General features: G+C 57.8%; 23 protein-coding genes and 2 tRNA genes. 14 read left to right on the top strand and 11 right to left on the bottom strand.

Annotation, left to right across the window (positions count from 1 at the left end; all coding sequences use genetic code 11):
* Positions 1-13: 13 nt before the first annotated feature.
* The 4 genes from rpoD to ACR3FB_RS06355 form a co-directional block, all read right to left on the bottom strand.
* Positions 14-2,002 carry an RNA polymerase sigma factor RpoD gene (gene rpoD / locus ACR3FB_RS06370; protein ID WP_170702237.1) on the bottom strand — a complete coding sequence of 663 codons (1,989 nt, stop codon included), beginning with the start codon at positions 2,000-2,002 and terminating at the stop codon, positions 14-16.
* A gap of 114 nt (positions 2,003-2,116) precedes the next feature.
* The gene (gene dnaG / locus ACR3FB_RS06365) at positions 2,117-4,066 is read right to left on the bottom strand and encodes a DNA primase (protein WP_480565159.1); all 1,950 of its coding nucleotides are present in this window, start codon (positions 4,064-4,066) and stop codon (positions 2,117-2,119) included.
* An 80-nt stretch (positions 4,067-4,146) separates the two neighbouring features.
* Positions 4,147-4,443, bottom strand: a complete 297-nt coding sequence (locus ACR3FB_RS06360; RefSeq protein WP_170376237.1) for a hypothetical protein — start codon at positions 4,441-4,443, stop codon at positions 4,147-4,149.
* A 117-nt stretch (positions 4,444-4,560) separates the two neighbouring features.
* Positions 4,561-5,991, bottom strand: a complete 1,431-nt coding sequence (locus tag ACR3FB_RS06355; protein ID WP_170376235.1) for a Glu/Leu/Phe/Val family dehydrogenase — start codon at positions 5,989-5,991, stop codon at positions 4,561-4,563.
* 425 nt (positions 5,992-6,416) lie between these two features.
* Between ACR3FB_RS06355 and ACR3FB_RS06350 the strand changes: the two genes are divergently transcribed.
* From ACR3FB_RS06350 to ACR3FB_RS06340, 3 genes are read left to right on the top strand one after another with little or no spacing between them, the layout of a single operon-like run.
* Positions 6,417-8,105 (top strand): Tad domain-containing protein, encoded by a 1,689-nt coding sequence (locus ACR3FB_RS06350; RefSeq protein ID WP_170376233.1) that lies wholly within the window; start codon positions 6,417-6,419, stop codon positions 8,103-8,105.
* Entirely contained in the window at positions 8,102-8,671 is a 570-nt protein-coding gene (locus tag ACR3FB_RS06345) for a TadE family protein (protein ID WP_170376231.1), read from the top strand. The genes ACR3FB_RS06350 and ACR3FB_RS06345 overlap by 4 nt, the downstream gene beginning before the upstream one ends.
* Positions 8,661-9,353 (top strand): TadE/TadG family type IV pilus assembly protein, encoded by a 693-nt coding sequence (locus tag ACR3FB_RS06340; protein WP_425083381.1) that lies wholly within the window; start codon positions 8,661-8,663, stop codon positions 9,351-9,353. The genes ACR3FB_RS06345 and ACR3FB_RS06340 overlap by 11 nt, the downstream gene beginning before the upstream one ends.
* Here ACR3FB_RS06340 and ACR3FB_RS06335 read toward each other — a convergent pair.
* Positions 9,342-9,809 (bottom strand): hypothetical protein, encoded by a 468-nt coding sequence (locus ACR3FB_RS06335; protein ID WP_480565156.1) that lies wholly within the window; start codon positions 9,807-9,809, stop codon positions 9,342-9,344. The two genes, ACR3FB_RS06340 and ACR3FB_RS06335, sit on opposite strands and share 12 nt — an antisense overlap.
* A gap of 158 nt (positions 9,810-9,967) precedes the next feature.
* On the opposite strand from ACR3FB_RS06335, the gene ACR3FB_RS06330 reads away from it, so the two are divergent.
* Positions 9,968-10,879 (top strand): pirin family protein, encoded by a 912-nt coding sequence (locus tag ACR3FB_RS06330; RefSeq protein ID WP_480565153.1) that lies wholly within the window; start codon positions 9,968-9,970, stop codon positions 10,877-10,879.
* 24 nt (positions 10,880-10,903) lie between these two features.
* On the opposite strand, the gene ACR3FB_RS06325 is transcribed toward ACR3FB_RS06330, so the two are convergent.
* Positions 10,904-11,491: a TetR/AcrR family transcriptional regulator gene (locus ACR3FB_RS06325; RefSeq protein ID WP_170487785.1), complete on the bottom strand. Its 588-nt coding sequence runs from the start codon at positions 11,489-11,491 to the stop codon at positions 10,904-10,906.
* A gap of 84 nt (positions 11,492-11,575) precedes the next feature.
* Here ACR3FB_RS06325 and ACR3FB_RS06320 point away from each other — a divergent pair, with 84 nt between their 5' ends.
* The 6 genes from ACR3FB_RS06320 (at position 11,576) to ACR3FB_RS06295 (ending at position 16,427) form a co-directional block, all read left to right on the top strand.
* Complete coding sequence (locus ACR3FB_RS06320; RefSeq protein ID WP_480565150.1) at positions 11,576-11,839, top strand: hypothetical protein; 264 nt, start codon at positions 11,576-11,578, stop codon at positions 11,837-11,839.
* 126 nt (positions 11,840-11,965) lie between these two features.
* Complete coding sequence (locus ACR3FB_RS06315; protein ID WP_480565148.1) at positions 11,966-13,252, top strand: homoserine dehydrogenase; 1,287 nt, start codon at positions 11,966-11,968, stop codon at positions 13,250-13,252.
* A 71-nt stretch (positions 13,253-13,323) separates the two neighbouring features.
* Positions 13,324-14,307 (top strand): class II fructose-bisphosphatase, encoded by a 984-nt coding sequence (glpX, locus tag ACR3FB_RS06310; protein ID WP_480565145.1) that lies wholly within the window; start codon positions 13,324-13,326, stop codon positions 14,305-14,307.
* A 93-nt stretch (positions 14,308-14,400) separates the two neighbouring features.
* Positions 14,401-16,143 (top strand): single-stranded-DNA-specific exonuclease RecJ, encoded by a 1,743-nt coding sequence (recJ, locus tag ACR3FB_RS06305; protein ID WP_480565142.1) that lies wholly within the window; start codon positions 14,401-14,403, stop codon positions 16,141-16,143.
* A 108-nt stretch (positions 16,144-16,251) separates the two neighbouring features.
* Positions 16,252-16,326, top strand: a tRNA-Glu gene (locus ACR3FB_RS06300).
* Positions 16,327-16,352: 26 nt separating this feature from the next.
* Positions 16,353-16,427: transfer RNA gene (locus ACR3FB_RS06295), tRNA-Glu, on the top strand.
* A 271-nt stretch (positions 16,428-16,698) separates the two neighbouring features.
* Here ACR3FB_RS06295 and ACR3FB_RS06290 read toward each other — a convergent pair.
* On the bottom strand, positions 16,699-18,102 hold the full coding sequence (locus ACR3FB_RS06290) for an MATE family efflux transporter (RefSeq protein WP_480565139.1): 1,404 nt from the start codon (positions 18,100-18,102) through the stop codon (positions 16,699-16,701).
* 314 nt (positions 18,103-18,416) lie between these two features.
* Here ACR3FB_RS06290 and ACR3FB_RS06285 point away from each other — a divergent pair, with 314 nt between their 5' ends.
* From ACR3FB_RS06285 to ACR3FB_RS06270, 4 genes are all read left to right on the top strand, one after another.
* Positions 18,417-18,977 (top strand): TRAP transporter small permease subunit, encoded by a 561-nt coding sequence (locus ACR3FB_RS06285; protein ID WP_170718254.1) that lies wholly within the window; start codon positions 18,417-18,419, stop codon positions 18,975-18,977.
* The gene (locus ACR3FB_RS06280; RefSeq protein ID WP_480565136.1) at positions 18,974-20,302 is read left to right on the top strand and encodes a TRAP transporter large permease; all 1,329 of its coding nucleotides are present in this window, start codon (positions 18,974-18,976) and stop codon (positions 20,300-20,302) included. Before ACR3FB_RS06285 ends, ACR3FB_RS06280 begins: the two co-directional genes overlap by 4 nt.
* Before the next feature lie 65 nt (positions 20,303-20,367).
* Positions 20,368-21,408, top strand: coding sequence for a TRAP transporter substrate-binding protein (locus ACR3FB_RS06275; RefSeq protein ID WP_170376212.1), 1,041 nt, complete (start codon positions 20,368-20,370; stop codon positions 21,406-21,408).
* A 111-nt stretch (positions 21,409-21,519) separates the two neighbouring features.
* Positions 21,520-21,945 carry a VOC family protein gene (locus ACR3FB_RS06270; RefSeq protein WP_480565133.1) on the top strand — a complete coding sequence of 142 codons (426 nt, stop codon included), beginning with the start codon at positions 21,520-21,522 and terminating at the stop codon, positions 21,943-21,945.
* An 83-nt stretch (positions 21,946-22,028) separates the two neighbouring features.
* On the opposite strand, the gene xylA is transcribed toward ACR3FB_RS06270, so the two are convergent.
* From xylA to xylF, 4 genes are all read right to left on the bottom strand, one after another.
* Positions 22,029-23,336 (bottom strand): xylose isomerase, encoded by a 1,308-nt coding sequence (gene xylA, locus ACR3FB_RS06265; RefSeq protein ID WP_480565130.1) that lies wholly within the window; start codon positions 23,334-23,336, stop codon positions 22,029-22,031.
* Positions 23,337-23,345: 9 nt separating this feature from the next.
* Positions 23,346-24,143: an ATP-binding cassette domain-containing protein gene (locus ACR3FB_RS06260; RefSeq protein WP_170470561.1), complete on the bottom strand. Its 798-nt coding sequence runs from the start codon at positions 24,141-24,143 to the stop codon at positions 23,346-23,348.
* The gene (locus ACR3FB_RS06255; RefSeq protein WP_170376204.1) at positions 24,143-25,441 is read right to left on the bottom strand and encodes a sugar ABC transporter permease; all 1,299 of its coding nucleotides are present in this window, start codon (positions 25,439-25,441) and stop codon (positions 24,143-24,145) included. Before ACR3FB_RS06255 ends, ACR3FB_RS06260 begins: the two co-directional genes overlap by 1 nt.
* A 66-nt stretch (positions 25,442-25,507) precedes the next feature.
* Positions 25,508-26,527, bottom strand: coding sequence for a D-xylose ABC transporter substrate-binding protein (gene xylF / locus ACR3FB_RS06250; RefSeq protein ID WP_480565127.1), 1,020 nt, complete (start codon positions 26,525-26,527; stop codon positions 25,508-25,510).
* Between the last annotated feature and the right edge of the window lie 133 nt (positions 26,528-26,660).

The following is a 26,660-nucleotide window of genomic DNA, read 5'->3' as shown; positions in this document are numbered from 1 at the left end:
GGCGCCTTTGATCTTATTGATCCAGGAAGGACCGTAACTTCCGCGATCTGCTTGGGTGTTTCAGCTTCCGCAGGGCTTTCGCCTCGATCTGACGGATACGTTCGCGGGTCACGCTGAACTGCTGACCGACCTCTTCCAGAGTGTGGTCGGTGTTCATGCCAATGCCGAACCGCATCCGAAGAACCCGCTCCTCACGCGGGGTGAGTGAGGCCAGAACCCGTGTCGTGGTTTCCTTGAGGTTTTCCTGAATGGCGCTGTCCAGCGGCAGCACTGCATTCTTGTCCTCGATAAAATCACCCAGCTGGCTGTCTTCCTCGTCACCGATTGGCGTCTCAAGGCTGATCGGCTCCTTGGCGATTTTCATCACCTTACGCACTTTCTCAAGCGGCATTTGTAGCTTTTCGGCCAATTCTTCCGGCGTCGGCTCGCGGCCGATTTCGTGCAACATCTGACGACCGGTCCGAACCAGCTTGTTGATCGTCTCGATCATGTGGACCGGAATACGGATCGTCCGCGCCTGATCCGCGATCGAGCGTGTGATCGCCTGACGGATCCACCATGTCGCATAGGTCGAGAACTTATAGCCGCGGCGGTATTCAAACTTGTCCACCGCCTTCATCAGACCGATGTTACCTTCTTGAATAAGATCAAGGAATTGCAGGCCACGGTTCGTGTACTTTTTGGCGATCGAGATCACCAAACGCAGGTTGGCTTCGACCATTTCCTTCTTGGCCTGACGGGCTTCTTTCTCGCCCTTCTGAACCTGTTGCACGATGCGGCGGAATTCGCTGATATCCAGACCGACATATTGACCGACCTGAGCCATATCGCTGCGCAGTTCCTCAACCTTGTCGGTCGAGCGTTCGATGAACATCTGCCAGCCCCGGCCCGGCTTTTCAGCCATATCCGTCAGCCAGTTCGGGTCCAATTCGCGACCACGATAGGCCTCGATGAACTCCCGACGGTTGATGCGGGCCTGGTCGGCCAGTTTCACCATCGAGCTGTCCAGAGACATGACGCGGCGGTTGATGCCATAGAGCTGGTCGATCAGCGCCTCAATCCGGTTGTTGTGCAGGTGAAGACCGTTCACCAGTTCAACAATCTCAGCGCGCAGCTTCTGATAGGTCTCTTCGTCTTTTTCACTGAACGAGCCATCTTCGTTCAAAGTGGCCGAAATCCGGCTGTCCTGCATCTCGGACAGCATCGAGAAATCGGTCGAGATCCGTTCAAGCGTGGTTAGAACCTGATCCTTGAGGGCGGCTTCCATCGCGGCCAGCGACATGTTGGCCTGATCGTCCTCATCATCATCATCGTCATTGCTCAGCGGATTGCCATCGGCATCCAACTCGGGGCCGGTGTCTTTGGCGGGTTTGGCCGATTGCACGGCCGAGGTATCGACGACCGGCTCTTGCACGTCACCATCTTCGTCCATCTGGTTGCCAAAGGTGGTTTCCAGATCAATGACGTCGCGCAGAAGAATGTCTTCAGACAGAAGTTCGTCATGCCAGATGGTGATCGCCTGGAAGGTCAGAGGGCTTTCGCACAGACCCGCAATCATCGTGTTCCGGCCCGCTTCGATCCGCTTGGCGATGGCGATCTCGCCCTCGCGGCTCAGCAGTTCGACCGAACCCATCTCACGCAGATACATGCGTACGGGGTCGTCGGTACGGTCCAGCTTTTCGGTTGCGGCACCGGCCAGAGCCACCTCACGGTTGTTGTCCGTGGTGGTTAGTTCGGTGGAACCTTTGTTTTCTTCTTCCTCGGCCTCTTCATCTTCGATGATGTTGATGCCCATTTCGGACAGCATCGACATAACGTCTTCGATCTGTTCCGAGCTGACCTGATCAGGCGGCAGAACCTGATTGAGCTGGTCGTAAGTGATGTAACCTTTCTCGCGGGCCTCGGCGATCATCTTCTTGACCTGGGCCTGGCTCATGTCCAGCGAGATTTCCTGTTCCTGCTCGTCTGACTTGCGATCTTCTGACGTGTCTTTGGCGGCCATTCAATGCTCCTGCAGGGATGGGTGATTCGTTTGATCCGAATCATTAGCGCGTGAAACTGATTCGGCCACCCGTTTACCTGTTTTTCTTTTCCAGTGCTTTACGAAAACATCACTTCAGCGACGTTTCCGTTCGAAATTGATCCCGGACATGATTGCCTTGAACGCATCCTTTTCGTCGCGATTGATTCGCGCGCCATTGTCGGCAATGTCGAAAACGGCCCTGTCCTCATTCTGACTGCGGCTTGTGCGGTTACGCTCTTCGGCGGCTTGCGCCAGCCGATATGTCAACGCCTCATCGGCCAGATCAGACAGTTCCTCTGCGGCTTCGGCAATCTCAGCATCCAACCCCCGGAGCGCTTTGATTTTCGCGAGTTCCTCGGCCAGTGTCATCTCGGCCTTTTCAACGTCGCCTGGTTTGAACACACAGGGGATCACTGCGACATGGCGAAGGCTCAGCAGTTTTTCAAGGGGTTCGGCACCCAAAGTTTCAACGATATGGTCCCGCAGGTTTTCGGGATCATCAATCGCATGGCGCAGAATGGCATGACGCAGAGCAGCATGATCAGGATCGTGGCAATCCATTTCTTCCAGTTGCGCCTCAAACTGGACCACGACCTGTGGGTTCAGAATCGCAATGGCCAGAATCGCGGCTTCACGCAGATGGATGTCCGCATTGTCCGAAGACGCCAGGAACGAAGCCCGCGCACCCGCCGTCGCAGGCTGTTTCTGCGGCTGCCACTTCCCTTTTGGTTGCCAAGCACGGTTTTGTGACTGTCTCTGCGGCCGAAACAATTGCCAGCGCAGATCTTTGATCTCTTGCCCGTAATGGGACCGGATCGAGGGGTCACGGATCAGCTTGATCTTGTCGCGCAGCACCTTGTCGAGCGCGGCTTTGCGTTCAGGGCTGTCAAAAACCTTGCCCTCGGTCTCGCGCTGCCACAGCAGCTTCACCATCGGGATGGCCCCGTCCAGCAAGGCCTGAACAGCCCCTGCCCCGTCGGCCCGCAGCAAATCGTCCGGGTCTTTTCCTTCGGGCATCAGAGCAAACCTCAGGGACTTGCCAGCCTCAAGTAGCGGCAAGGCCAGATCGACCGCCCGCATCGCCGCGCGCAGGCCCGCGGTGTCGCCGTCCAACGCAATGATCGGCTCATTCGAAATCCGCCAGAGCAACTGCAACTGATGTTCGGTAATCGCCGTTCCAAGCGGAGCAACCGACGCGCCGAACCCAGCCTCGGCCAGCGCGATCACGTCCATGTAGCCCTCGGCCACGATCAGCGGCTGCCCCTTCCCGGCCGCCTGCCGCGCAGGCCCGTGGTTATAGAGGCTGCGGCCCTTATCGAACAACTCGGTTTCGGGTGAGTTCAGATACTTGGCATTGTCATTCGGGTCCATCGCCCGGCCGCCGAATGCGATACACTGACCGCGCGGATCACGGATCGGGAACATGATACGGTTGCGGAACGTGTCATATGGTTTTTTGCCCTTGTTCGACGGCTTGGCCAGACCCGCCCCGAGGATCAGATCTTCGGCTACGTTCTTTCCAGTCAGATGATCCCACAAGGCCTGCCAGCCGTCCGGGGCAAAGCCGATCTCCCATCGCTCCAACGCCTTGGCGTCCAAACCCCGACGGGCCAGATAGTCGCGCGCCGCACTGCCTGCCCCGGTCTTGAGTTGCAGGCGAAAGAACTGAACCGCCTGCTCCATCACCTCGGCCAGTTGCGTTCGACGGTCCTGTTTTTCCTGCGCTTTGGGGTCGCGCGCTGGCATGGGCATGCCAGCTTCGCGCGCCAGAATTTCAACGGCTTCGAGGAACGAGACGTTCTCGGTCTCTTTCACAAAGGTGATCGCGTCCCCTTTGGCATGACAGCCAAAGCAGTAGTAGAATCCCTTTTGGTCATCTACATGAAAAGACGCCGTTTTTTCGTGGTGAAACGGGCACGGCGCCCACATGTCCCCCTTGCCCTGATTGGATTTTCGCTGATCCCACATGACTTTACGCCCAACAACCTGAGACAGGCTCAGCCGGGTGCGCAGCTCATCGAGAAATCCGGGGGGCAATGACATGTCTCAAACCTGCCAGAAATGAAAACGCGCGCCAAGGGGATGACGCGCGGTTGTCCACAGGGAAATTGCTGAGCTGTGGACTATTGCTGCAAACACAGCTCGAGCCATGCCGCACCAAGATCCTTTTTGCGCACGTCGCGCATCTTTTGCTCATAGACCCAGGGCGTGATTAACGGAATCGCAGCGTTATAGTTCTCGGGCCAAGTGGGGCTGGTTTCAGCCACGGCCTCCACAACGTCGCGCTCTTTCACCTTGTCCAGACGCGCTTTCTGGATCGCGGCCACGACATCGGCCTGATACTGGCAGCTTTGTTCCTTGGTTTCGGCGGCGGCCAGAGGCGTTGCAAGCAAGGCTGCAGCGATGGCGATACGCAACATTGAGGTCTCCTGGATTCGTTTGTCTGCGCGCAGCTTACTCGCCAGTACCGTTTTCGCAATCGACGCGCTGCATTCAGTTTGCGCACGGGGCAGAAAAGCCACCCCGTGCGCCAGTTGTCACAGGCCTTTGGCCCGGTAGCTTTTGGCCACGCGATCAATTGCAACGATATAGGCCGCGGTGCGCAGATCCTCGACATCGTCGCGGCTGTGCCAGACCTCGCGCATGGACTGGTAAGCGATCCGCATCGTGTCATCGAGGCCCGAGCGCACCAGCTCCAGCTCATCCGCACCTTTGAGGTACTTGGCCTTGAAGTCCGGCGACATTGACCAGGCATCGCCCAGATAACGATCCAGCCGTTCAAGCTCGCTTACGATCAACTCATGCCGTGCCTCTTCTTGACGGCGCTGCATGCGACCAAATCGAATGTGGCTGAGGTTCTTCACCCATTCGAAATACGAGACCGTCACACCGCCCGCATTAGCATACATATCAGGAATGATGACGGTGCCCTTCTTACGCAGAATTTCATCTGCACCCGCGGTCACTGGTCCATTCGCGGCCTCGATGATCAGCGGCGCCTTGATCCTGTCGGCATTGTCCAGATTGATGACACCTTCAAGAGCCGCCGGGATCAGGATGTCGCAGTCTGCCTCAAGCACCGAAGCGCCATCAGTTGAGTGGGTCGCGTCCGGGAAATCCTTCACGCCACCATGTTTGACGATCCAGTTGCGCACCGCCTCAACGTCGATACCGTCCGGGTTATACAGCGCGCCGTCCCATTCGATGATCCCGATAATACGCGATCCGTCTTCTTCAGCGAGGAACTTGGCCGCGTGGTAGCCCACGTTACCCAACCCCTGTACGACGACACGCTTGCCGTCCAGTTTGCCGGACAAACCGGCCTTGGCGATGTCCTCGGGGTGACGGAAGAACTCGCGTAGTGCGTATTGGATGCCCCGCCCTGTCGCCTCGACGCGACCAGCGATGCCGCCTGCGTTCAACGGTTTGCCCGTCACACATGCGCGCGCGTTGATGTCGGTAGTGTTCATCCGCGCGTATTGGTCAGCCATCCAGGCCATCTCACGCTCACCCGTGCCCATGTCAGGGGCCGGAACGTTTTGCGATGGATTGATCAGATCGCGCTTCGCCAGCTCATAAGCAAAGCGTCGGGTGATCTGCTCCATCTCATGTTCTTCGTATTTGCGCGGATCAATACACAGCCCACCTTTCGAGCCGCCAAACGGCGTCTCAACCAGGGCGCATTTGTAGGTCATCAGCGCTGCAAGCGCCTCAACCTCGTCCTGGTTCACTGCCAGGGCATAACGGATTCCGCCTTTGACCGGCTCCATATGTTCGGAATGCACGGAACGGTAGCCGGTGAAGGTATGAATCTCCCCGCGCAGACGCACCCCGAAACGAACCGTGTAGGTGGCATTGCAAACCCGGATTTTCTGCTCAAGACCAGGCGGCAGATCCATCAGGGACGCCGCCCTGTTGAACATCAGATCCACACTTTCACGAAAGCTCGGTTCCTTGGTGCTGGTCATTAATCCCTCCGTACCGGTGAATGACGAACGTTATGGCGTTTTGTCGCACCACTGGCTCGAAGCTGCAATCTTTTATGATGAAAATTTCATCACTTTATAAACGGGTGACAAAACCCTCCTACTGAGTCGCCTTGGAAATTTTCGTGGCGACCATTGTCGACACAACAGAAACAAAGCACCCGCCATCCTGCCAAATGCAGCGGTTTGCCGTTCAATCCCAGCAGCATAGTGGCAAAGTCGCCCAAATCTCGCCACGTTCGCCGACTACATTCTTTAAGTTGATATGACCCGCCTTCCGTGCGCCGGATTACCTGCAGGGACTAGATATGAGAAAAGTGTTTAGGAATTCTGAATCCAGAAGACTCGAGCAATCCAGCCGCTCCGACAAAGGTGCTGCGTCGTTCCTGCGTTCGGAGCGCGGGACCATGACCATCCTGACGCTGAGTTTGATCCTCATCATCTTCACTGTGGGTGGATTTGCCGTCGACATGATGCGCTATGACCATGAAAGAGCGCGCCTTCAGTATTCGCTGGACCGCGCCGTTCTGGCTGCTGCAGACCTCCAACAGGATCTTTGCCCAAAAGATGTCGTGCAGGACTATCTGGTTAAAGAAAACCTAGACACATTTCTGGATGGAGAAGTCGTGGTCTCCCCGAGATCCTGTGATGATGACGGCAACAAGTTAATCGTCGGACAGCGTCGCGTTGAGGCAAGTGCCACGATGCCGGTCCGCATGCATTTCATGAAATGGTGGGACGTCGACTCGATTAATGTGAACGTTGTCAGCGTCGCTGAAGAGTCCATCGGCAACGTCGAAATCGCCATGGTTTTGGATGTTTCAGGTTCCATGAGAGGGTCGCGCCTGACCAACCTGCAAGGTGCAGCCAAAAGCTTTGTCACCAAGATGTATGAAAACACGAGTTCCGACAAACTCTCGATCTCGATCATTCCTTATGCAACGCAAGTGGGTGTTCCTTCTGCCGTCATGAACCAGCTTACGACTGCCGGCTCCAACAGATTTGCCAACTGTATCGACTTTGAAACCTCAGATCTGGCGGCAGGCGCATTCGATCTGACGCAAACCTACAACCAATCGCTATACTATTCACGCTATGGTGGCGATCAGCGTCCGTCCGGCGGGTTCAGCTCACCGCGCATTGACGAACGGTGCCGTTCTGAAGCCAGCCGTCAACTTGTTGTTCACCAGAACAACGAGACGAACCTGCACAATTACATCGACTCGTTTTACGCGCGCGACAACACGTCGATCAATGTCGGTATGAAATGGGCGCTGACGGTGCTGGATGAAAACTTCCGCCCCGTTGTTACCAACATGATTGCAAACGGCCAGGTACCGGCCGATTTTGCGGGCCGTCCTGCCGATAGCGTCGGTAGTGATACGATGAAAGTCATCGTTCTGATGACCGATGGTGAAAACACTTCTCGCACATGGGTCAAACCGCCATACAACGATGGGCAATCGGGCATCTGGTGGAACGGAGACGAAGATATCTATTCCGTCAACGTGAACCACTATGACGAAGACGAGGACAGCTTCAGATATGCGTGGTTGGGCGTAGACAGGGCATATTGGGACAGCAGTCGCGGTAAATACTGGGTGCGCGACGAGTATCAGGACCACGCATTTGGCAACAGCGATTTCGATGTCTACCTTTGCAGAGGAACCTACTACAGCAGCGGCTATTGCGACAACCTCGACAGGGACGAGGTTCGCCAGATCGATGAAAATGGGACCGCCTTTTCTCTGACATGGCCTGCCTTGTGGGAGCGCACCTCGCGATATGAAATCTATAAGTTGCTGTATGATTCCGTGGGTTCGACCTATGCATACAACTGGTACTATGCGGCAACTGAGACCGAAAACCGTTCCACAAAAGACGATCAGGTCGAAGCGATGTGCGACTATGCGAAATCGGGCGCAAGAAACATCTTGATCTTCTCGGTCGCTTACGAGGCCACCACCAACGGTCGAAACCTCCTATGGTACTGCAAGTCGGATGAAAACGCTTATTTCGCACCGACAGGATCCGAGATTGGCGAAGTCTTCGACGATATTGCTGCGAGCATCCAGAATCTGAGGCTGACCCAATGATCCGACATCTGAATAAAATGCTGCGAAGGTTTCGCCGCGAAGAAAAGGGAATGGCCACAATCGAATTTGTGATGTGGTTTCCGATTTTCATAATGACCACCTATTCCGGGGTCGAGATGGGGATCGTGGCATGGAACCATGCCAACCTGGAGCGCGCCTTAGACTCAACGATCCAAGATGTGCGCATGAACCGGATTGATCTCTATGAAGGCGAAACAGCTTGGACGCATGATCTGATCAAACAGATCATCTGCGATGAAGCAGGTGGCATTCCGGACTGCATGAATAGCCTTGCCGTTGAGATGACGAGGGTCAATCAATTCGACAGTAGTACGGTCCTTACTGGCGACTTTGATCGTCCGTTTTGCGTGGATACCCCTGAAGAAATTCGCGGCAAAGACGACCAGATATTTTCACCCGGAACGGCAAACGAACTGATGATCATTCGGGCGTGTGTCGAAATCTCTCCTTTGTTCTTCGGCACTACTCTTGGCCAGTTAGCTCGGCAAGATCCCGACGGACAGTATGAACTTCATGCAACAACGGTGTTTGTCCATGAACCTTAAGTCATTTATCAAACAGAAACTTGGCAATGCCGCAGCGCGTTTTCTTCAAAAAGAAGACGGCGTCGTCAGCATCGAAGCCATTATGGTGTTTCCCCTACTCTTCTGGTCCGTCTGGACAACATATACCTATTTCGACGGATATCGTCAGGGCGCCAGCAACCTGAAAGCAGCCTACGCCGTTGCCGATATCCTGTCCCGAGAAAAAAACACGGTGACAGATCAGTACATCACGTCAATGTACGATCTTCAGAAGTACATGATTGAGGAAGGCAACGGGTTGGCGCTGCGGATCTCTTTCGTGCGTTGGGACACTGGCGACGAAGGCACGGACAGTGATGATCGTCACTTCGTAGAGTGGTCCTGTACGCGCGGTGAAGGGCTAGTGCGGTGGTCGAACGAAACAGTTAATCAGGTTTCGGATCGCATTCCGATCATGGCAGACAATGCCACGATGATTTTGGTCGAGACAAGGCACCACTACGTGCGTCCGTTCAAACTCGGGTTCGGCAGCAACGACTTCTTCATTGACAAGTTCATCTTCACACAACCCCGCGGATACACCTTCATCGAAGGGCCGGACTCGTGCAAGGACGCCAACAACGTGGGTGACGGCGGGGGTGATAGCGGACATGACGACAGTACTCCCGAAGATAACACCACTGTGGAGCCGTCAACGCTGTAACACCATAGCCGAAAGTATCTCTGACATGAACTTGGCCTCGGCGGACGCTGTCATGCCGCCGACGCCAACTCGGCGGCCTAGCCGCCACCAAAGACCAGGCGCCCAGACATTACCGGCCTTTTTGCGAGTTCGCACCAGAAACCCATTGGACGGTTTGAACGCGAAAACACCTCGGTCCACTGCTTCAATCTCATCGACCCGCGCAATCACCTGCCCCGATCCGGTGCGCAGCTCTGATGCAGTCAGCTCGATCCTGTCCTGAGTGGCCATCCAAACGCGATAGGCCAACCACAAGGAAGACGCGCCAACCGCCAATAAAAACACCTGCCAGACGAGTTCGGGCGGAGAAGCCAGCGCCACGTAAATCACCAAAACACCTACGCTGCACAGCATAGCAACACCGGCCACCCGTCTTGGGGATGATGCCTCGATCGTTGCCAGCACTTCGCCCTGCATGACTGCCTCCTGTCTGTCTGCTGTCTCGTGTATCCGCTTTGCGTAGAAATAAACAGGCCCTCCCCTGCCCTACATTTGCGCACATTCATGGTGCCTCTGCGCAAATTGACCAGTCCACGGCTGGGCATACATCCTGCAAACAAATGAAGGAGGTTGTTATGTCCCTCAGACCCACATTGGAAACACGCAAGGCCGTACCGACAATGGAAGGTGCGGGCGTCAAGCTGCATCGCGCCTTCGGGTTTCAGGACCCGTCCGAATTGGACCCGTTTCTGTTGTTCGACGACTGTCGCAATGAACGCCCGCAAGACTATCAGGCCGGATTTCCCTGGCATCCTCATCGCGGGATCGAGACGATCACCTATGTGCTGTCCGGTACGGTCGAGCATTCGGATTCACTGGGCAACAGCGGGACGCTCGGCGCGGGTGATGTGCAATGGATGACGGCGGGGTCGGGCATATTGCATCAGGAAATGCCGCACGGCAATGCTTCGGGCCAGATGCACGGGTTTCAGCTCTGGGGCAACCTGCCCTCGGATCAGAAAATGACCACTCCCCGCTATCAGGACGTTCAGGCCAAAGAGATTCCCGAGGTCATCGACGATGACGGCACCACAGTGCGCGTTATCGTGGGTGAGTTCTGGGGCAAAACCGGCCCGGTGGACGGTATTGCTGCAGATCCCCAATATCTGGACGTGCAGATCCCGGCCGGTGTCAAAAAGACCTTCAAGATCGACACCTACCGCCGTGCCTTTGCCTATGTGTTCCAAGGTCAGGCGGCTTTTGCCGATGCGTCCCAGCCGACTGGGGTTCTGCTGGAAAAGGAAGTCGCAGGGCAAGAGGTCAACATTCGCGACATGTCCGGAGACCGCACTCTGGTACGGTTCGGCACCGGGGATGAGATCACGGTTCAGGCCGGGCCTGAAGGTGTTCGTTTTCTGCTGATCTCGGGTGCTCCGATTGATGAGCCTGTAGCTTGGCACGGACCCATCGTCATGAACACGCGTGCCGAATTGGAACAGGCGTTTCGTGAGCTGCGCAATGGAACCTTCATTCGCCCTGCCCACTAAGGCCAAGCCTGACCCGATTATGGGTCAGGCCATCACTGCGCGGCGAACCATGTCCCAATAGATCTGCTCGACCTCATCCAATGACAACCGCCCACCCGAGCGATACCAGGTCATCACACCATTCAGCATGGCAATCACCGCCAGCGTGGCGATCTTGGTGTCCGAGATCGCGAAGTGACCTGCTTTCTGGCCCTCACTCAAGATACGCTCCAGAGAATCCTCATAGGCGCGGCGCAGATCCTCAATCTCTGCGAAGTTGTCCGGCGTCAGATTGCGCAGCTCCATGTAGGCGATGAAAACCTCGTCGGGGCGTTCCAGATGAAACCGGATGTGAAACCCGACAAAGCGGCGCAACGCCTCTTGCGCGTCGCCGGTTTCACCAAGTGCATCATAGGCTTGCTGCAACTCCTGCATATGGTCGCGCATCAGGCGAAACAACAGGCTTTGCTTGTCGGGCGTGTAGTTATACAGAGCCCCGGCCTGAACGCCGACCTCTTTAGCGATCTGACGCATCGAAACGGCGGCATAGCCATGGCGCGCAAAAAGACCCAACGCTGCCTTGCGGATGCGCGGGCCGGTTATGTCCGAATGTGATCCCTGTGTACGAGCCATGGACCGACACTATCTGAACGCGTGTTCAGATAGAACCCTGCTTGCACAGATCGGGTAAAAGAGGCATCACAAGATCAGTCCCTTGTGAAAGCACCTGCTATGAAGCGCCTGCCCGTTCTGGTTCTGATCCTGACCCTTGCCGGATGCACCAACTTCCCCGAGTTGGAGGGTAGCGAATCCCGCGCGGTCAAGACGGCGCCTTTCCCCAAGCTTTTGCCTTTGCCGAACGTTCTGGGCGCGCCTGCCGATCCGGTCAGCGAAGCCTCAGCCGTTGAGCAGGACCTGACTGCCCGAAGCGAGGCTTTGGCGAAGAAAGCCGAAGCGCTGCAAAACGCGCAGATCAACTAAAGATCGGCTTTTCCCAGCCCCGGCTGACGCGTGACGGATTGCGCCCGTGCCCTGAACCAGCTAAGGCAGCGCTGAACGGGCAAAAGGCCCGAAATCAGACTGGTACGAGCGAAAGGAACCCACGGGATGACACAGGCGCTGCGGCTTGGAATTGCGGGCTTGGGAACTGTTGGCGTGGGTGTTGTCCGGATTGTCCGGCGTCATGCCGATCTGCTGCAGGCGCGCACCGGACGCCCGATCGAAATCGTCGCTGTCTCGGCCCGCGATTCAAGCAAGGACCGGGGCGTGAACCTGTCGGACTATGCGTGGGAAACAGATCCTGTCGCTCTGGCAAAACGCGATGACGTTGACGTGTTTGTCGAGTTGATGGGCGGTGAAAACGGCCCGGCCAAAGCCTCGGTCGAGGCAGCGCTGGCCAGCGGCAAGGATGTTGTCACGGCCAACAAAGCCCTGCTGGCCATCCATGGTCAGGAACTGGCCGAGAAGGCCGAAGCCGCAGGCCGCGTGATCCGGTTCGAGGCCGCCGTCGCCGGGGGCATCCCGGTGATCAAATCCCTCACCGAAGGTCTGGCCGGAAACGAGATCACCCGCCTGATGGGCGTGATGAACGGCACCTGTAACTACATCCTGACCCGCATGCAATCGCAGGAAAAAGGCTATAACGCGCTGTTCGATGAATGCGCTGATCTGGGTTACCTCGAAGCTGACCCGAATCTGGATGTAGGCGGCATTGACGCGGCGCACAAACTGGCCGTGCTGTCCTCGATCGCGTTTGGCACGAAGCCGAATTTCGACGGGATCGAGATTGAAGGCATCCAGCACATCAGCCTCGACGATATCCATCAGGCACATGACATGGGCTACCGGATCAAGCTGCTGGGTCTAGCCCAACGCACCGCACGCGGTCTGGAACAGCGTATGCAGCCCTGCCTCGTGCCCAGCGACTCGCCGCTTGGTCAACTCGAAGGCGGCACCAATATGGTGGTCATCGAAGGCGACGCAGTTGAACAAGTGGTGCTGCGCGGCCCCGGAGCGGGCGAAGGACCAACCGCAAGCGCAGTGATGGGCGATGTTTGCGATCTGGCACGGGGTCTGAAAATCTCGACCTTCGGGCGCCCTGCGTCCAGCCTTGAAGACGCCACCCCAGCCATCACAGGCCTGCCTGCGCCGTATTACCTACGTCTGGGCTTGCTGGACAAACCCGGAGCGCTGGCCAAGGTTGCGGCCATTCTGGGGGACGCGGGCGTGTCGATTGACCGGATGCGCCAGTACGGCCACAGCGACAGCACAGCCCCCGTTTTGATTGTCACGCACAAAACCACGCGGGCCACTCTGGATGTGGCGCTGGACGGGTTTCGCACGACCGATGTTGTCGCGGGTGAGCCTGTCGCGCTGCGCATCGAACAGGTCTGAACCCTTGCAGCCTGCGCCATCCGCAGGCTATGCCAGACGAAACGCCATTGCCTGCCAAAGGAATACAACGCATGAACGCTGCCAAAATCGATTTTAACGACCGCCTGCTGTCTTTGGGCCTTGCGCGGGTTGCGGAACAGGCCGCGCTTGCCTCGGCCTCGCTGGTGGGGCGTGGTGACGAGAAAGCCGCCGACCAGGCCGCCGTGAACGCGATGCGCGAGCAGTTGAACCTGCTGGATATCGCGGGAGTCGTGGTCATCGGCGAAGGCGAGCGCGACGAAGCGCCGATGCTCTATATCGGCGAAGAGGTTGGCACCGGCAACGGCCCCGGCGTGGACATCGCGCTGGACCCGCTGGAAGGCACCACGCTGACCGCGAAGGACATGCCAAACGCACTGACCGTGATTGCCATGGGCCCGCGCGGCTCGATGCTGCATGCGCCGGATGTGTATATGGACAAGCTGGCCGTTGGCCCCGGCTACCCCGAAGGCGTTGTCTCGCTCGACATGATTCCGCGCGAACGTGTTGAGGCATTGGCCAAGGCCAAGGGGTGCGAACCAGCCGATATTACCGTTTGCATTCTGGAACGTCCCCGCCACGAGGCCATGATCGCCGAGGTGCGCGAAACCGGCGCCTCGATCCGTCTGATCACCGATGGTGACGTGGCCGGTGTCATGCACTGCGCAGAAAGCGAAACCACTGGCATCGACATGTATATGGGCCAGGGTGGCGCGCCCGAAGGCGTCCTGGCTGCCGCTGCTCTGAAATGCATGGGTGGTCAGATTTTTGGCCGCTTGCTGTTCCGCAACGATGACGAACGTGGCCGCGCCGCCAAGGCGGGCATCACCGATCTTGACCGTGTCTATGCACGTGACGAGATGGTGACGGCGGATGTGATCTTTGCCGCAACCGGCGTAACCGGTGGCTCTCTGCTGCCGCGCATCAAGCGTGAGCCGGGCTGGGTTGAAACCACCACCCTTCTGATGCGCTCGAAGACCGGATCGGTTCGCCGCATGTCCTACCGCACGCCAATGTGGTCGCACGACGAAGCCTAAGCGGCTTGCGCCGATGCCTTCGGCGAGAGTATCTGTGAAAAGATGAAGAGGCCGGGTCCAAATTGGGTCCGGCCTTAGCATATGAGAGGTGCGATGAGTTTTCTTGGGGTTGAGCAATCTTTGACAGGCCGGCGCTGGGTGGGGCCCTCGCCTGAAGTTGAGCGCGCGACTGAAATGTTGGTGCAGCAGGCCGGTTTACCGCGTGCCGTTTGCCAAGTGCTGGCGCGGCGGGGTGTCCCTCCGATGGAGGCTGCCGGTTTTCTGGAACCAAAGCTGAAAGAGCTTTTGCCCGACCCACGCAGCATGAAGGATATGGAGACCGCTGCGACCCGGTTTCTGAAAGCGGTGCGCGAAAAGCAGCGGATCGCAGTCTTTGCGGATTATGATGTGGATGGAGGCAGTTCGGCGGCGTTGCTGCTGGTCTGGCTGCGTCAGATGGGGCAGCAGGCGACGCTCTATGTGCCGGACCGGATCGACGAAGGCTATGGGCCGAACGTGCCTGCGATGCAATCGCTGGCAGCGGCGCATGACCTGATCATCTGCGTGGATTGCGGCACACTGAGCCATGACCCGATCGCCGCTGCACAGGGCGCGGATGTGATCGTGCTGGATCACCATCTCGGCGGTGAAATCCTGCCGGATTGCGCGGCCGTGGTGAACCCGAACCGGCAGGATGAAAGCGGCGATCTGGGCTATCTCTGTGCGGCAGGCGTTGTCTTCCTGATGCTGGTCGAGGCTGGGCGGCAAATGCGGGAGGCTGGGGCCAAGGGACCGGATTTGGTGCCTCTGCTAGATCTGGTCGCGCTGGCGACTGTCGCCGATGTTGCCCCGTTGATCGAGGCGAACCGCGCTTTGGTCCGACAAGGTTTGAAGGTCATGGCAGGCCGTCATCGCCCCGGCCTTGTGGCCCTGTCGGATGTCGCTCGGATGGATGCGGCGCCCAATAGCTATCACTTGGGGTTTCTTCTGGGGCCGCGGGTGAACGCTGGGGGACGCATTGGACAGGCCGACCTTGGAGCGCGGCTGCTCAGCACCGACTCTTTGCACGAAGCGCAGGCTCTCGCCGAACGGCTAGACGCGCTGAACTCTGAACGGCGCGATATCGAAAATGCCGTACGCGCTGCGGCGCTTGAGCAGGCGGAGGAGCGTGGTTTGGACGCGCCCTTGGTTTGGGCCGCTGGCGAAGGTTGGCATCCGGGCGTTGTCGGTATCGTCGCCTCGCGCTTGAAAGAAAGCGCCAATCGCCCGGCGATTGTGATCGGCTTTGACGGGGATGAAGGTAAAGGATCAGGGCGGTCGGTGTCGGGCGTTGATCTGGGGGCCTCGATCCAGCGACTGGCGGCTGAGGGGTTGTTGGTCAAAGGCGGCGGTCACAAGATGGCGGCCGGGCTGACCGTCATGCGCGAAAAGTTGGAACCGGCCATGAAGCGCCTGTCAGAACTGCTGGAAAAACAAGGCGCAGGTCAAGACGGTCCCGCAGACATGAAGCTCGACGGGGCATTGATGCCCGGCGCCGCGACCGTTGATCTGATCGAACAGATTGAGAAAGCAGGGCCTTTTGGGGCCAGCGCCCCTGCCCCGCGCTACGCCCTTCCTGACCTGCAGGTGCGTTTTGCCAAACGGGTCGGTGAGTCGCATCTGAAACTCTCGCTTGCGGATGGTCTTGGCGGAGGGCTGGACGCGATCGCATTCGGAGCCTTCGACGGGCCGATGGGCGAAAAGCTCTCAAATCACGGCGGAGCGCGCTTTCATTTCGCCGGTCGGCTTGAGGTGAACACATGGGGCGGTCGCCAAAACGTACAGCTTCGTCTTGAGGACGCGGCCGAGGCAAAATGACTGGTTTCAAGGCAACGGTAGGACAGGTCAAAAAACTTTCGCATCCCTGCATTTTTCGGCTTGCGGGGGTCGGGGTGAAACCGTAAAAGGCCCTCCACAAGCTAGCGTGGCCCGTTCGTCTATCGGTTAGGACGCCAGGTTTTCAACCTGGAAAGAGGGGTTCGATTCCCCTACGGGCTGCCATTTTTGCTTGTGAGCCAAGGCTCAGTGGCCCGTTCGTCTATCGGTTAGGACGCCAGGTTTTCAACCTGGAAAGAGGGGTTCGATTCCCCTACGGGCTGCCACTTCACTAACATTCAATATCTAGAAGAAAACCAGAAGTCTGGCTTCAATCTTGGATTGTTTTCTGTTTATTGCCTCTTGCTGTGGCTTTTATTGATGCTTTTCCAGTTGTGGTTGCTCCAGTTCTATTCGTACAAAACACTCTGGCAACCTTTCGTTCCAGAACCCCAAACCTCCGCCAGATTATCTCGCTTTTCGACCATTTCGATCACAAGCAGATCGTTGAACCGAATGGCAAGCGCGGCGCTATGGTTCACAGGAACCGGCTTGGTGTTACCAGCCGCGACGGCCGAACAGAGAATGTAAGCGATTTTGACCGGCAAATGGGTCGATTGCTTGCGAGCGTTCCAACCCCGACACAACGCGACCGACCAGAATCCAACTGACCGCGGCGAAGATGATGCCGCCGAAAGCCTGCCCCAAAAGAACTCCGGACGCCCCGGCCAGTGCCGATCCAATTGAGGCGAAGACCCAAGTGCCCACAGTATGGCGGCCCCAATTGATCCATGTGGAATAGACCGGGTGGCCCAGGTTGTTGAAGCTGGCATTGGCGACGAAAATGACCCCGTTGAAGAAAGATGCCAGCGCCAGCGGTCCGCAGAACAGGTAGATCAACACGCGGGTCTCGCCTTCGGCTGCGAACAAATCTGCGATTGGAGCACGCAGCAGGAATAGGACAGCCGCCATTCCAAGAACGTAGATCGCCGTGAATTTGATACCTGCCAGAAACGCCTCGCGCACGCGGGTGAACTGCTCGGCCCCGAAGTTTTGCCCGATGATGGGACCGATTGCCCCAGACAGCGCAAAGATGACCGAGAACGCCACGGGCAAAAGCCGCCCGATCACGGCCATTCCGGCCACGGCATCCGTTCCGTACTCGGCAATCTCGCGAACCACGATGGCATTGCCGATCGGCGTTGCCACATTGGTCAGCACGGCCGGGATCGCGATGGCCCGGACCGGTTTCAGATCGGATGCGACTTGCCGCAGCGATGGGCGGGCAAAGCCTTGGTGGACGCGCAGAGCGGGCCAAAGCGCAGCGGTGAGCATGCAGATCCGCGCCAGCACCGATGCAATCGCTGCACCGTCTAGCCCGAGACCAACCCCGAAGATCAGGATCGGGTCGAGAACCGCATTCACCACGCCTCCATAGATGGTGGCCATCATGGATCTCCGCGCATCTCCATGCGCCCTCAGAACCGCCATTGCGACCATCGCAATCGCCATCACCCACATAGTCGGCAAAATGATTGACACATAGCGTGTGGCGAGCCTCAATACCTCGCCCTCAGCCCCCAATAACGACAACAACGCGCTTAGATTCCAAAGCACCAGAACCGGGGTTACCAGCCCGACGCACAGACCCAGCGTTGCCACGCTGGAGGCATATTTTCGCGCCTCCTCTGGTCGCCCTGCCCCCAAGGCCCGTGCCGTTAACGCTCCGGCCGAGATCGACAGGCCGATATTGATTGCATTGGTGAAAAACAGAAGCGTTCCGGCATATCCCACGGCGGCTGCCAACGCGTCATTTCCAAGCATCGAGATAAACACCATGTCGACGAAATCGACCGCAAAGATCGCCATCAGACCGATGCTTGTCGTCAAAGACATGCGCGTGACATGTCGCATCAGGCTGCCACTCAGGAAAACGGCTTCGCCTTGGGATTGATTGGCCATGTCCTACCTGCTCTGCGACGGCGTTTGGATCTTGTCACCTTCTCAGATGGCAGCGCAGCGTCAACTGTTTCGTTTCGCCCAAAAGGCAGGCCGTTTCCGCGCAATCACAACTGAGTCGGGTTTTGCAAGCCCTGAGCCGAAGCCGTGCTTGACAGAATCCAACCATCTCGTTCTGATACCAGCGTGAGCAAAAACACTGAATCAAACCAATGCATTGCCCGGATCGCGCGCTGCTGTCAGCAACGCTCTCGGCATGGTTGCGTTCGGTCTGATGACCCCAAACGCCTGAAAGTCTGCCTCTCGTGACGGGACCCATGATGACTTACGTGCGGTTCATCGACCGCGCCAACCGGATGCTGGGTCGCGTGATCATGTATGGCATCTTCGTGATGATGGCGATCCTGCTGTATTCCTCGGTTTCCAAGACATTCTTTGTGCCGTCCCTCTGGACGTTGGAGATGGCGCAGTTCGCGATGGTGGCCTATTACATGCTGGGCGGGCCTTACGCGATGCAGATGGGCGCGAATGTCCGGATGGATCTGCTCTATGGTGAATGGACGGACCGCAAGAAAAGCCAGATCGACGCGCTAACCGTGTTGTTTCTGATTACCTACCTCGCCTTCCTGCTCTGGGGTGGCTGGGACAGTCTGATGTATTCCTTCCAGTATGGCGGTGAGCGTTCGTCCTCCGCCTGGCGGCCCTATATCTGGCCGATCAAGACCATAATGGTTATCGGCATCTTTCTGATGCTGCTTCAGGCGATCTCGGAACTCTGCAAGGACATCCTGCGCCTCAAAGGCTTTGACATGGGCAAAAAGGATGATGAGCCCGTCCACATGGCCCCCGAAGACCTTGAAGGGGGGCATCGCGGGTGAGCTACGAACTGATTGCCGCGCTCATGTTCTCGACCATGATGCTGATGCTGCTGACCGGTCAGCGGGTCTTTGGCGCGATTGGCTTTGTCGCCGTGATCGCCGCCTTCTTCCTGTGGGGCGACCGCGGAGGCTATGACTTGGGCTTTGCCGCAGCGATAAAGGTGATGCGCTGGTATCCTCTTCTGACCCTGCCGATGTTCATCTTCATGGGCTACATCTTGTCCGAGTCGCGGATTGCCGATGACCTCTATCGGATGTTCCACGTCTGGATGGGTGGACTGTCCGGAGGGCTGGCCATTGGCACAATCGGCCTGATGGTTCTGATCTCGGCAATGAACGGGCTGTCTGTGGCTGGTATGGCGATCGGAGCCACCATCGCCCTGCCCGAGCTTCTACGCCGCAACTATGACAAGCTGATGGTCACCGGCGTGATACAGGCCGGATCGTCACTGGGCATTCTGGTCCCGCCGTCGGTTGTGCTCGTCCTCTATGCCATGATCGCACGTCAGCCCGTCGGGCAACTCTGGCTGGCCGGCGTGATCCCCGGCCTGATGATGGCCACAATGTTCATCATCTACATCGCCATCCGCTGCCGCATAAATCCGGCGCTTGGCCCCGTGATGAGCGCGGAGGAGCGCGCAGAGGTCACATGGGGGGAAAAGATGCGTCTGTTGGGCGCTGGCCTTCTGCCGCTGGGCATCTTCGCCGTGATGATGGTGCCCTTTGTCAACGGCTGGACGTCCCTGGTGGAAAGCTCCGCCCTAGGTGCCATCGCGGCCTTTCTGGCGGCCGTTCTCAAACGTCGCATGACATGGCAGGTCTTTGAAACCTCGATCAAGCAGACGCTGGGCATCACCTGCATGTTCATGTGGATCATCCTCGCCGCTCTCGCCTTTGGGGCCGTCTTCGATGGTCTGGGCGCGGTCAAAGCAATCGAGAATCTGTTTACCGTTCAACTCGGCCTGAACCCGTGGATCATCCTGATCCTGATGCAGTTGAGCTTTCTGCTCATGGGAACATTCCTTGATGACACGGCCATGCTGGTCATCGTGGCCCCACTTTACGTACCGCTGGTCGGTGCGCTTGGATTTGACCTGATCTGGTATGGCGTGCTCTACACGATCACCTGCCAGATAGCTTATATGACACCGCCTTTCGGGTATAACCTGTTCCTGATGCGGGCGATGGCCCCGCCTGAGGTAACGATCAAAGACATTTACCGCTCAATCATCCCGTTTGTCTGCGTGATGGCTGTGGCACTGGGATTGGTGATGGCCTTCCCCGAAATTGCATTGTGGCTTCCGGGCATCGTCTACGGAAACTGAGCATACAAGAGAAGAAGCCGGAAAAACCGGTTCGATTTCAACAAAAAGCACAGGAGAGGAAGACTATGACAACAACAAGACGCAGATTTTTGCGCACTGCTGCTTTGGCCGCGCCTGCGACACTGGCAGCGCCCGCAATCGTCAAAGCGCAGGCCCCGATCAAATGGCGCTTTCAGACCTACGCAGGGGGGGCGTTGGGTGAGCATGTGACCAAACCGGCCATCGATTACATCAACGCCAATGCCAATGGCGAGCTTGAGATCGAGCTGTTCTATGCCGACCAGATCGTCCCCACCGGAGAGCTGTTCCAGGCGCTTCAGCGCGGCACCATCGACGGCGTGCATTCGGACGATGACTCGATGGCCTCGCCCACGCCGCTGCGCGTGTTCGGAGGGTACTTCCCTTTCGCAACCAAGCACATCCTCGACGTTCCTGTCCTGTTCAACCAGTACGGTCTAGCCGATATCTGGCGGGACGAATACGCCAAGGTCGGTGTGCAATGGCTGTCCGCCGCAGGTCAGGACCCATGCAACTTTAACACCAAAAAGGAAATCACCTCGGTCGCTGACTTGGATGGTCTGAAGCTCTATACCTTCCCGACCGCTGGTCGCTTCCTTGCCAAGTTCGGCGTGGTTCCGGTGAACATCCCCTATGAAGACGCCGAAGTGGCCGTTCAGACGGGCGAGCTGGATGGCATGGCCTGGTCTGGCATTACCGAGGACTACACGGTCGGCTGGGCTGATGTGACCGACTACTTCCTGACCAACAACATCTCGGGCGCGTGGATCGGATCGTGGTTCGCCAACCAAGAGCGTTGGAACGAGTTGCCGGATCACCTGAAATCTGTCGTGATGGCCGGGATCGAAGCTGGGCACACCTATCGGAACCAGTGGTACTGGGGTGGCGAAGCGGCATTGCGAGCCAATGGTGACAAGCTGGAGTTGCGCTCGGTTCCACCCGGCGAGTGGGCCGAGGTGGAGAACGCGGCCAAGGAATTCTGGGACGAGATTGCCCAGGAAGGCGAAGTCCACCAGAAGATCATCGGCATCTTCCAAGAGTATAACAGCGTCATCAATCAGGCTGGCGTGCCCTACAACTTCGAATAAACAAACGGGCGACCCCGCGCAAAGGGGTCGCCTTGCCAATTTGCCATCCACAGAAACCAACCGACATGTTAGAGGTCCTGAGACACCGAAGGTTCAGGGCGAGGGCAGAGCATGAAACTGGAATTCCATCACATCAACTTCGTCGCCGATGATGTTGATCGCATGCACGATTTCTACACCAACGTGCTGGGGCTGGATGACATCCCGCAGGACAATTTCCCACGGACCGAGGCCGATGAGGACAGCGGTTATGACGGCAAGATCCGCTTTGCGACCGAGGGCCATATGCAGATGCATCTGGCCGAACGCGCCTTTGACGTCGCCTTCAAGAACGGGCAAGTGATCAACCCCGTGGAACGCGGCCATATCGCCTTTCGCACCGATGACCTTTCTGCGTTCCTGAAGCTGTTGAACGAGCGCGGCATCCCCTATTCCGACTACGGCACCACCTTCGCGAAAGAATGGCATCAGGTGTTCTTTCAAGACCCGGAGGGCAACGTGATCGAGGTTCATCAGCAGGTCGACCCGAGCGAATAACCACAAAAAGGCCCGCGCACTCAGGTCGTGCAGCGGGCCTTTGAAAGAGTTGTTGGGTGGGAAGTCCGCCCAAGCGTGCCGGTTCAGACGAACCGGTTGACGTAGTTCTCGAGGATTTCCTGCCGACCAGAGCGAGGCCGCGGGTTGATATCCTCGGCTAGGACGCGGGCCGTGATCTCATCCAGACCAGAGGACAGCATGGATTGCGCGGCTTCTGTCGACCAGCCCGCGTATCTCTCCTCCAGCGCGACCTCCAGCCCGCCATCTTCGATCATGGCGGCGGCCGCTTTCAACCCGCGCGCGCAGATATCCATACCACCCACATGTGCGGCGATCAGATCCTCGGCGTCTATCGACTGACGGCGGATCTTCGCGTCGAAATTTGTGCCGCCAGTGATGAAGCCGCCGGCCTTCAGGATATGATAGTAGGCCAACGCGACCTCGGGCGTGTTGTTGGGGAATTGGTCTGTATCCCAACCCGATTGATAGTCGTTGCGGTTCATATCAATAGAACCCAGCATGCCTTCAGCCGTCGCAGTTGCGATCTCATGCTCAAAGCTGTGACCGGCCAGAATGGCGTGCCCCTGTTCGAGGTTCAGCTTGACTTCGTCCTCAAGGCCGTACTTGCGAAGGAAACCGATGCAAGTTGCGGCGTCGTAGTCATACTGATGCTTGGACGGTTCCTGCGGCTTGGGTTCGACCAGAATAGCGCCCTTGAAGCCGATCTTGTGCTTGTACTCGACCACCATGTTCAGGAACCGGCCCATGTGATCCAGCTCAGCCCCCATGTCGGTGTTGAGCAGCGTCTCATAGCCTTCACGCCCGCCCCAGAGCACGTAGTTCTCCCCCCCCAGCTTGTGGGTCGCATCGATGCAGGATTTCACCGTTGCAGCCGCAAAGGCAAACACATCCGGATCAGGGTTCGTGCTGGCCCCACCCATCCAGCGGCGATGGCTGAACATATTGGCGGTTCCCCAAAGCAGCTTGGTGCCCGAGACCTGCATCTTCTCACCGATATAGTCGGTGATCTCTTCCAGAGTTCTCAGGTTATCCGCATAGTTGCCCTGTTCGGGTCGGATATCCGCGTCGTGCCAGCAGAAATAGGGCTGCCCGAGAATGTCGAACATCTCGAACGCGATGTCGGCTTTCATCTTGGCACGGCCCATATCGTCCTGCGGATACCAGGGACGCTCAAGCGTTGGGCCACCAAACGGATCGCCGCCTTCCCAGGCGAACGAGTGCCACCACGCGACGGCGAAACGCAGGTGATCCTCCATGCGTTTGCCCATGATGAATTCATCCGGATCGTAGTGACGGAAGGCGAGCGGGTTCTTGCTGTCTTCGCCTTCGTACCGGATCTTTTCGATCTCTTGAAAGAAACCACTCGCCATTGTCTTCCCTCACTCAGTCTTTTCGCCGGGCTTTTTGCCCAGAATAATCATCGACAGCAGATCATCATCGGTGACATCGGGGATGTCGACGGTTCCGACCAATTGACCGTTCTTCATGACCGAAGCTCGATCACAAAGCTCCATAACAGCATGCACATCATGGTCTATCAGGAAAATCCCAATCCCCTGCGCCTTGAGTTTCTGAATCAGTTCCGCAACCATCTGGGTCTCATGCGGTCCCAATGCAGCTGTGGGTTCATCCATGATCAGGATGCGCGCGTTGAAATACACCGCCCGGGCAATCGCAACCGACTGACGCTGACCGCCAGACAGGGCCGAGACCGGGTCATTGAACTTCTGGAAATTCGGGTTCAGCTGGCCCATGATCTTGCGGCACTCGGCCTCCATCGCGGCGTCGTTGACCAAGCCCATCGGTGTCACCATCTCGCGCCCGAGAAACAGGTTCGAGCTGGCGTCTAGGTTATCGGCCAAAGCGAGCGTCTGATAGATCGTCTCGATATTGTTGGCCCGCGCGTCCCGAGGGTTGTTGATCTCGACCTTTTCACCGTCGATCCGGATCTCGCCGCTGTCCATCTGGTAGGCGCCGGACAGGACCTTGATCAGCGTGGACTTCCCTGCCCCGTTATGGCCCAGCAAGCCCACAACTTCGCCGGGGTAGAGGTCGACCGACACGTGATCCACCGCCTTGATGCCCCCGAAGGAAATCGAGATATCGTTCATTTCGACCAGAGGTGGCTTGCCAGAGCCGCGACCCGAATTTGTGTTCTGCGTTTCTTCAGCTTGCATCATTTCGCTCCCAAACGTTTGCGATAGACGATGTCGATATAGACAGCCAGGACGAGCACAGCACCGACGACGATGTTCTGGAACGGAGCATCCACGCCGACCATAGCCATCCCCGATTGCAGCGCCTGCATGATCAAGGCACCCAGTATTGCGCCATAGATCGTCCCCAGACCACCGGACAGGGCTGTCCCACCAATTACGGCTGCAGCAATAACACGAAGCTCATCCAGCGTACCAATGTCGTTCGAGTGGTTGGCCAGACGGGCCGAAGCCACAACAGCGGACAGCGCACACAGGAAACCCATCAAGGCAAAGATCTTGACGGTCATCATGCGGGTGTTGATACCCGAAAGCTCTGCCGCGTCGGGGTTGCCGCCAGTTGCAAAGATATAGCGTCCGAACCGGGTCTTGCGGGCCACGACGGTCAGTGTGACAGCTACCAGGATCAGGATCAGAACCGAGATCGGGATGCCGTAGCCGACGACCAGACCCTCGGGCATGATCTCACCGCGCGCTTCGAACATGCGCTCGAGCCGACGTGTCGGGATGGCGTAGCTGTTGACGATGAAGACATAGCCCATGATCGCGATGCCGATGATCCCGGCCAGCGTTGTTTCAGCCCAGACGGGTTTGACGGGGAAACCATGTGCGGCCTTGGACCGGCGCGCACTCCAGAGCGCCCAGATCGCGGCGGCTGTGGCGGCAAGGCCGAACAGAAGACTGGCCGTGGTGCCGAGCGTTCCGTTTGTGCCACCGAACATCAGGAATGTGCTGTCCAGCGGGCCGATGGTCTGGCCATCGGTCATGTACCAGGCGACGTTGCGCCAGACCAGAAACCCTCCGAGGGTCACGATGAAGGCAGGAATTGTCAGGTACCCGATCATCCAGCCTTGGAAGGCCCCGATCAGGGTTCCAACCGCAAGCCCAACGACCAGAGTGATCGCCCATGTGGCCGGGTTATTCAGGCCCATGCCCAGCATGTTCGGCAAAAGCTCGGTCTGGGTCATGGCCATCACGGCGGATGTCGTCGCCAGCAAAGCGCCGACGGAAAGGTCGATGTGGCGCATCACGATGATGAACACCATGCCACAGGCCATGATCGCAACCGACACGGTCTGAATGGACAGGTTGAACAGGTTGCGAGGGGTCAGGAAACGCCCATCCGTGACGATATTGAACCCGATGCAAAGGATGATAAACGCGCCGATCATACCCAATAGCCGCATATCCAGCTCAAGCTGCTGGAACAAGTTTTGCTTGCTTTTCTGGGGTACCGGCTGAGACGAAGTTTCGGTCATATCCGATCTTTCATGTTCAGCGATTGGGATCCCGGCCCGCCTACGCAGGCCGGGAATTATGGTAGTTTAGTTACAGGGGGCTGGGCCGTTTTCCACGCCCTGGCAAAGGTCGTCCAGCGGAATCCAGCCTGCGTCCACAACAACCGAGAGGTTGTCTTTTGTGATCGGAACCGGTGCCAGGAAGACCGAAGTCATCTCGGTTCCACCGGGCGATGTCCAACTGACCGCGCCATCAACATCCGCAGCGGCGGTGCCTCCGCTCAGCGCGACTGCGATATCGCCTGCGGCTTTGCCCAGCTCACGCGCGTCTTTCCAGACGGACACGGTTTGGGTGCCCAGCGCGACGCGGTTCAGCGCGGCATGGTCACCGTCCTGACCCGAGACCGGGATACCTTCCATGCCCTGCGCCGTCAGCGCAGCAACCACACCACCGGCCGTACCGTCATTCGAGGCAACCACGGCGTCCACGTTGTTTTCGTTCGCCGTCAGGATCTGCTCCATGTTGCGCTGCGCGTTCGCGGGCAGCCAGCCATCGGTGTAGGCTTCGCCGACGATTACAACATCACCACTATCGACAGCGGCCTGAATGATCTCTTGCTGACCGCCACGCAGGAAGTCTGCGTTCGGGTCAGTCGGAGAGCCCTTGATCATGACGTAGTTGCCCTTGGGCATAGCTTCGAACACCGCGCGGGCCTGCATGCGGCCGACTTCGACGTTGTCGAAGGTCAGGTAGAATGCACGGTCATCTTCGATCAGGCGGTCATATGCGATAACCGGGATGCCCTCGTCCGCGGCGGCCTGAACAGCCGGGCCAATCGCCTGCGAGTCTTGCGCGAGGATGATCAGCGCGTCCACGCCCTGTGCGATCAGGCTTTCAATGTCCGCCAGCTGCTTGGCAGAAGACGACTGCGCGTCGGCAGAGATATACTCGGCCCCACCCGCTTCAAGCGCGGATTTGATCGCGGCTTCGTCAGTCTTCCAACGCTCTTCCTGAAAGTTCGACCAGCTGACGCCAACGACGGTTTCAGCAAAGGCAGCCGTGCTCATCAGAGCAGCCGCGACTGAAATGCTTAGGAATTTCTTCATGCTTTCCTCCCGGTTGTTCGAGTCCCTTCGAAGTGATTCGAGGACTTCACCTACTTGAGTAGCACATTTATTTCAGTCGGCAAAATATTTATGCTATCGCTAACATAAGAATCTGACTAAGGTGAATGCCAAT

This window comes from Ruegeria sp. AO1, from assembly GCF_056535985.1.
Note: the sequence above shows the minus strand (reverse complement) of the source record. Positions and strands in the feature narration are given on the sequence as shown.

Coding starts and splice junctions, on each gene's coding strand:
- xylF (WP_480565127.1), bottom strand. CDS start 26,527: ATGAAGAAATTCCTAAGCATTTCAGTCGCGGCTGCTCTGATGAGCACG.
- ACR3FB_RS06360 (WP_170376237.1), bottom strand. CDS start 4,443: ATGTTGCGTATCGCCATCGCTGCAGCCTTGCTTGCAACGCCTCTGGCC.
- ACR3FB_RS06255 (WP_170376204.1), bottom strand. CDS start 25,441: ATGACCGAAACTTCGTCTCAGCCGGTACCCCAGAAAAGCAAGCAAAAC.
- glpX (WP_480565145.1), top strand. CDS start 13,324: ATGAACGCTGCCAAAATCGATTTTAACGACCGCCTGCTGTCTTTGGGC.
- ACR3FB_RS06345 (WP_170376231.1), top strand. CDS start 8,102: ATGATCCGACATCTGAATAAAATGCTGCGAAGGTTTCGCCGCGAAGAA.
- recJ (WP_480565142.1), top strand. CDS start 14,401: ATGAGTTTTCTTGGGGTTGAGCAATCTTTGACAGGCCGGCGCTGGGTG.
- ACR3FB_RS06335 (WP_480565156.1), bottom strand. CDS start 9,809: ATGCAGGGCGAAGTGCTGGCAACGATCGAGGCATCATCCCCAAGACGG.
- ACR3FB_RS06340 (WP_425083381.1), top strand. CDS start 8,661: ATGAACCTTAAGTCATTTATCAAACAGAAACTTGGCAATGCCGCAGCG.
- ACR3FB_RS06270 (WP_480565133.1), top strand. CDS start 21,520: ATGAAACTGGAATTCCATCACATCAACTTCGTCGCCGATGATGTTGAT.
- ACR3FB_RS06260 (WP_170470561.1), bottom strand. CDS start 24,143: ATGCAAGCTGAAGAAACGCAGAACACAAATTCGGGTCGCGGCTCTGGC.
- ACR3FB_RS06285 (WP_170718254.1), top strand. CDS start 18,417: ATGATGACTTACGTGCGGTTCATCGACCGCGCCAACCGGATGCTGGGT.
- rpoD (WP_170702237.1), bottom strand. CDS start 2,002: ATGGCCGCCAAAGACACGTCAGAAGATCGCAAGTCAGACGAGCAGGAA.
- ACR3FB_RS06355 (WP_170376235.1), bottom strand. CDS start 5,991: ATGACCAGCACCAAGGAACCGAGCTTTCGTGAAAGTGTGGATCTGATG.
- ACR3FB_RS06330 (WP_480565153.1), top strand. CDS start 9,968: ATGTCCCTCAGACCCACATTGGAAACACGCAAGGCCGTACCGACAATG.
- ACR3FB_RS06275 (WP_170376212.1), top strand. CDS start 20,368: ATGACAACAACAAGACGCAGATTTTTGCGCACTGCTGCTTTGGCCGCG.
- ACR3FB_RS06290 (WP_480565139.1), bottom strand. CDS start 18,102: ATGGCCAATCAATCCCAAGGCGAAGCCGTTTTCCTGAGTGGCAGCCTG.
- ACR3FB_RS06315 (WP_480565148.1), top strand. CDS start 11,966: ATGACACAGGCGCTGCGGCTTGGAATTGCGGGCTTGGGAACTGTTGGC.
- ACR3FB_RS06325 (WP_170487785.1), bottom strand. CDS start 11,491: ATGGCTCGTACACAGGGATCACATTCGGACATAACCGGCCCGCGCATC.
- xylA (WP_480565130.1), bottom strand. CDS start 23,336: ATGGCGAGTGGTTTCTTTCAAGAGATCGAAAAGATCCGGTACGAAGGC.
- ACR3FB_RS06350 (WP_170376233.1), top strand. CDS start 6,417: ATGACCATCCTGACGCTGAGTTTGATCCTCATCATCTTCACTGTGGGT.
- dnaG (WP_480565159.1), bottom strand. CDS start 4,066: ATGTCATTGCCCCCCGGATTTCTCGATGAGCTGCGCACCCGGCTGAGC.